This window comes from Lactobacillus sp. HMSC08B12, from assembly GCF_001808415.1.
In the GTDB taxonomy this organism is placed as follows: domain Bacteria; phylum Bacillota; class Bacilli; order Lactobacillales; family Lactobacillaceae; genus Lactobacillus; species Lactobacillus delbrueckii.
This window is the reverse complement of the sequence record NZ_KV793201.1, coordinates 1-5,162: the sequence shown is the minus strand read 5'-3', so window position 1 is coordinate 5,162 and position 5,162 is coordinate 1. Positions and strand designations below refer to the sequence as shown.

The following is a 5,162-nucleotide window of genomic DNA, read 5'->3' as shown; positions in this document are numbered from 1 at the left end:
TCTTTTTGGTGTGGGAAGTTTAAGTGATTAAGTTATGTCAAATTACTAAGTTTATAATGCCGAATTGAATCGTTTCCCAGTTGTGTTTGATTTGCCGCACAGTGGGACAACGATTATTGCCGAAATGGCTGATGCACTATTACCAACGGCTGTTTTAGCTAATACCGACTGGTTTTTAAGGGAATTGTATGATTTTTTTGCCAGGGCTTGGGTTTACAGTTTTAGAAAATAACTTGAACCGGTATCTAATTGATCCCAATCGTGATCCGAATGAGGGACTAACTGGTGATTACTATCATCTTGTATATGCCAAGAATACATTTGGCCATGCTTTGTATCAAACGCCACCGTCAAGTTGGAAAATTAATCGACGACGTGACCAATTCTATCAGCCGTATCATCAGCAGCTGCAAAAATTGCTTTCGATAAAGAAAGATACTTTCAGAAACTGTTTAGTATCTTTTGAGAAGTAACCTGATAAAAGCTAACGAAACCATCATGAGACTAGTGTTGAGCTTACGCTCACAGTTACGCCATAAACGATGATAATTTTCCAACCAACTAAATGAACGTTCAATGAGCCACCGTTGGGGGATAACCGAAAATTGGTGTAACTCATTTCTTTTAACGACGATTACCTTGGCTGAGGTTAAACTGCTAATCTCATTGGCAAAATTTTGGCCGGTATAACCACTATCAACCATCATGGTTCGAACCAATTTAAACTGCTCTAAATTAAGGGTGACGAGTGCAATCGCCCCGTCACGATCAGTGATGTCGACGGCTAAATGGCGCTTAATGACGGAAATTTTCTTGCCACCATCGTAACCCTTATTTTCAGCGGTAGCGGTGTTCTTAATGCTTTGGGCATCTAAAATGACGAACGAAGTTCGGGCTGACCGCCCTCGCCTATCTGTTACTGCTTTGATTTCATCTTCATCCTCAATAGCTACATAATTTACTGGATAGGTTTGATTATTAAATTCAATGGCACCACCGTTTTTTTAACCCGACTTGTACCATTTGCTTTCTTTGCCTTTACCAGCTCTTAAATAAACGTGATTATTGTTGGTTACCACCCAAATAGGGGAGTCTTGAAAACTCTGGCCCTCATCATTAGGATGGTTTTGGACAGTAGTTATCTTGTTTAAAACATCTAATTCTTCTTTAGTCCAATCTTTCATTTTTTTGCTCCTAATCATCTAAAATCTTATATTCTTCAAAACAACTTTTACCTTGCTTGATTTCTCCGCTTTCATAAAGAAAAATTTTATGCTCTAAACGTTTAATTGAACGATTCAAATTTTTCTTTTTAGTTTCAAGTAAAGCAAGCTGCTCTTTTAATAAATCTTCACGAGCTTGCAGGGTAGAATCGCCTTGCTCAATTAACTTAACGTAATCGACCAATGCTTCTACGGTAATTCCAGAATGCCGCAGACAAACAATCATTTCGATCCACTTTTGTAATCCTTCGTTATAGTAACGATTGCCATTCTTTTTACGAGGAACAGCAGGGATTAAGCCAATCCGTTCGTAATAGCGAAGGGTATCTGGTTTTAAGTGGTATTTTTCACTAACATCTGTAATAGTTAGATCAGTCATTTGATTCACATCTTGAATTTAAGATACTACTTGGAGTTAACTCCAAGTCAAGCATTTTTGAAATATTTCATAATCGATTTTTATGCTCAATTTATAAAAATCAATTGACAATAAGTAAGCATGGGTTGACACTAATAGTCAACAAGAGTTACTAAAAGTCAGAAAAAAGGAGTACTAACATGTTGAATTTACAAGTTGTATGTCAAAACTGTGCATGTTGTCCAAAAGACAATACTTTTTTGCATACGCTAATTCAGCATGACGTACTTCGATATAATCTATAGTTAACTTGATTTTTTAATTTAGCTATTTAAGGATCTACGAACTGAATTGGTTCGTGGATCCTTTTTTTATTTGGTCTTTGGGAGGTAAGATCTTATGAATTGGTCAATCATACAACAAGCGTTGCCATTATTTGCCCATGCATTTGGACTCACGATCTGGTTATCGCTAATAGGGATAATAGGTTCGATTATTGTTGGAATAATCGCTAGCTTAACACAATATTTTAAAATACCGGTAATTAGTCAGATCATGACAGCATATGTTGAACTAGCACGAAATACGCCACTTTTAATTCAATTATTTTTCTTGTACTACGCTTTTCCTGTTATCGGAATAAAAATGTCCGCTGAAGTTTGCGGTATTATCGGTTTAATTTTCCTAGGTGGAGCATACATGGCTGAGGGATTTACTGGTGGTTTCAATGGTATCTCTACTAGCCAAATTAACAGCGGAAAAGCATTAGGAATGAGCCGTTTTCAATTAGCGCGCTATGTTGTTTTCCCACAAGGCTTTGCATTAAGCTTGCCTGCTTTAACAGCTAATATTATCTTTTTAATTAAAGAAACATCCATTTTTTCAGTAATTGCAATCCCTGAATTAACCAATACAGCTTTAGATTTAATCGGCATGTACTACCGTTCCAATGAATACTTACTGATGTTGGTTATTGCTTATGCAATTATCTTGATCCCAGTAATTCTTTTATTAACTTGGCTTGAAAGGAGAGTTCGTTATGGTGCATTTGGGAATTAACGTTTTATTTGAAGGGAGCAATTTTGCTCGTTTAATGGCAGGTCTTTGGACTTCCATTTGGATTGCAGCTATTTCCTTAATAATTGGTTTAGCTATTGGAACTATTTTTGGTATTCTTAGAACTTTGACTAATAAAATCATTCGATTTGCTTTACGAATTTATCTAGAATTCTTCAGAATAGTACCTACAATCGTTTTACTTTACTTGGTCTATTATATTTTGCCACGAACTTTTCATGTTAACTGGCCAGCAACTTGGATGGCAGTTCTGGCATTTTCACTATGGGTAGCAGCAGAATTCAGCGATATTGTTCGCGGAGCAATCGAATCAGTACCTAAGAGCCAGCGTGAATCGGGACTGGCATTAGGCTTAAGCAAAATCCAATTATTTAGATATGTATTATTGCCACAAGCAGTTAAGTTAGAGCTTCCTGCAACAATCAACTTAGCAACCAGAGTAATTAAAACCACTTCACTTTTACTTGTCATCAGCATTATGGAAGTAATTAACGTTGGCCAGCAAATTATCGAAGCAAATAATCAGCAAAATCCAACTGGTGTTTTCTGGGTTTATGGACTGATATTTATCTTATATTTTGTCCTCGACTATCCATTATCAGCTTGGGCTAAGAAATTAACTAAGGAAAGCAAATAGGTGAGCACAATGACAGAAGAAATTTTAAAAGTTGAGCATTTAGATAAGTTTTATGACGACCGTCAAGTTTTACATGACATCAATTTTTCGTTGAAAAAAGGTGAGGTATTAACATTACTTGGACCATCAGGTTCTGGTAAAAGTACTTTGCTTAGAACTTTGAATGGGTTAGAGGATTATAAAAAGGGAGCTATCTATTTCCATGGAAAGAAAATTAATCCTAGTCCAAAAGAATGGCAAATGCTGCGACAAAAAATCGGTATGGTTTTTCAAAGCTATGATCTTTTTCCGAATCTTACTGTGATAGAAAATGTTTTGCTTGCCCCAGTGAAAGTACAAAAACGAAATGAAAACGAGGTTAAAGAAGAAGCAATTAAACTGCTAAAACAAGTGCGATTAGATCAATATCTAAATGCTTATCCTAGAGAATTATCAGGCGGTCAAAAGCAGCGAGTAGCCATCGTTCGTGCATTAGCAATGAGGCCGGAAGTAATGCTTTTGGATGAAATCACTGCATCCCTTGACCCAGAAATGGTACGCGGTATTGAAGAAATCGTTGAACGCCTTTCTAAACGTGACCATATGACGATGATTATTGTTACCCACCAAATGAACTTTGCTTCTAGAATTGCGGACGAAGTACTTTTCTTAGAAAATGGACATATTTTAGAAGATACTCCAGGAAAAGACTTCTTTGATCATCCTCAGACGCAAAGAGCTAAAGAATTCTTAGACAGCATGGATTATTAAGGATAAAGCCAATGAAAAAGAAAAATATTTTTAACATTATTATGGGTATTGTTGCTCTAATAGTCGTGGTAAGTGCCGCTTATTTTGGTTTTACACAACCTAACTTAAACAGCGGTACTGCTGGCAGCCGTTGGAGCAATGAGAATGGCGTCTCAGAAATCAAACGTCGTGGTTATATCAGAGTTGCAGTTTTTGGTGATTTACCACCATATGGCTGGGTAAATGATCAAGGCAAGAGAGTAGGCTATGATGTTTACTTGGTTCGCAGAATTGCCAAAGATTTAAACGTTAAAATTCGTTTTATACAAGTCAATGCCAACAATCGTGTAGATACTTTAAATTCAAATAAAGCGGATATCGTTTTAGCTAACTTTACAGTAACTCCTGAACGTAAAGATGTAGTTGATTTTGCAAAACCATATATGAAAGTATCAGTTGGAGTAATTTCACCTAAAAATGCTCCAATTAACAGTGCGCAAGAATTGAAGGGCAAGAAGTTAATCGTTACCAAGGGAACAACTGCCGAAAACTATTTTGCAAAGCAATCTGGAGTTAATTTATTAAAGTTTGATTCTAAGACGCAGCAATTCAATGCATTGAAGAATGGTCGTGGTGCAGCTTTAGCTGATGACAATTCTTACCTTTATGCTTGGGTTAAGAAAAATCCTAAGTATGTAGTTGGCATTAAGAGTATTGGACCTCGTCAGTATGTGGCCCCAGCCGTAAAGAAGGGCAATCGTTCACTGCTTAAATGGACAAATCATGAGATTACTAAACTAACGAAGGAAGGCTTCTTTGTACAGGATTATCAAAAAGAATTAGCGCCTTACTTTGGTAAGGATATTAAGCCAACTGATATTGTGTTGAGATAAACATTTGAAAAAATCTATTTTTAACAGGTTCTAGACTTCTACTCAAAAACAAAATCCTATTAGATTAAGGTTTGGCAACACAGAGATTTAGTAGGATTTTTTAATTTCTAATTTTTCCTAGTCACTTATTTATTTTTATATATTTTACGATAATTTTCAGGACTTAACTCTAAACTATTTTTAAAAGAACGTGTAAAATTAAATTGATTTAAAAACGCCAATTGCAAGAATAAATTGAACACTTA

The 5,162-nt window shown here is 35.9% G+C and carries 6 protein-coding genes and 2 pseudogenes; 5 read left to right on the top strand and 3 right to left on the bottom strand.

Features of this window, described 5'->3' with window-relative positions; genetic code table 11:
- Positions 1-124: 124 nt before the first annotated feature.
- A pseudogene (locus HMPREF3168_RS09975) lies at positions 125-473 on the top strand (N-formylglutamate amidohydrolase).
- On the opposite strand, the pseudogene HMPREF3168_RS10800 reads toward HMPREF3168_RS09975, so the two are convergent.
- The 3 genes and pseudogenes from HMPREF3168_RS10800 to HMPREF3168_RS08195 all read right to left on the bottom strand — a co-directional run.
- Positions 453-908: pseudogene (locus HMPREF3168_RS10800) on the bottom strand (transposase); the annotation flags it as partial. The pseudogenes HMPREF3168_RS09975 and HMPREF3168_RS10800 sit on opposite strands and share 21 nt — an antisense overlap.
- A 96-nt stretch (positions 909-1,004) precedes the next feature.
- Entirely contained in the window at positions 1,005-1,184 is a 180-nt protein-coding gene (locus HMPREF3168_RS08200; RefSeq protein WP_020829192.1) for a DUF2255 family protein, read from the bottom strand.
- 10 nt (positions 1,185-1,194) lie between these two features.
- Positions 1,195-1,602, bottom strand: coding sequence for a MerR family transcriptional regulator (locus HMPREF3168_RS08195; protein WP_070489556.1), 408 nt, complete (start codon positions 1,600-1,602; stop codon positions 1,195-1,197).
- Between the two features lie 378 nt (positions 1,603-1,980).
- Between HMPREF3168_RS08195 and HMPREF3168_RS08190 the strand changes: the two genes are divergently transcribed.
- Genes HMPREF3168_RS08190 through HMPREF3168_RS08175 form a run of 4 tightly spaced genes read left to right on the top strand, consistent with a single transcriptional unit; the run spans position 1,981 to position 4,917 of the window.
- Positions 1,981-2,640, top strand: coding sequence for an amino acid ABC transporter permease (locus HMPREF3168_RS08190; protein ID WP_003615004.1), 660 nt, complete (start codon positions 1,981-1,983; stop codon positions 2,638-2,640).
- Positions 2,621-3,295, top strand: a complete 675-nt coding sequence (locus HMPREF3168_RS08185) for an amino acid ABC transporter permease (RefSeq protein ID WP_070489554.1) — start codon at positions 2,621-2,623, stop codon at positions 3,293-3,295. The genes HMPREF3168_RS08190 and HMPREF3168_RS08185 overlap by 20 nt, the downstream gene beginning before the upstream one ends.
- 9 nt (positions 3,296-3,304) lie before the next feature.
- On the top strand, positions 3,305-4,045 hold the full coding sequence (locus HMPREF3168_RS08180) for an amino acid ABC transporter ATP-binding protein (RefSeq protein WP_003615008.1): 741 nt from the start codon (positions 3,305-3,307) through the stop codon (positions 4,043-4,045).
- An 11-nt stretch (positions 4,046-4,056) separates the two neighbouring features.
- Entirely contained in the window at positions 4,057-4,917 is an 861-nt protein-coding gene (locus HMPREF3168_RS08175; RefSeq protein ID WP_013439485.1) for a transporter substrate-binding domain-containing protein, read from the top strand.
- Positions 4,918-5,162 lie beyond the last annotated feature (245 nt).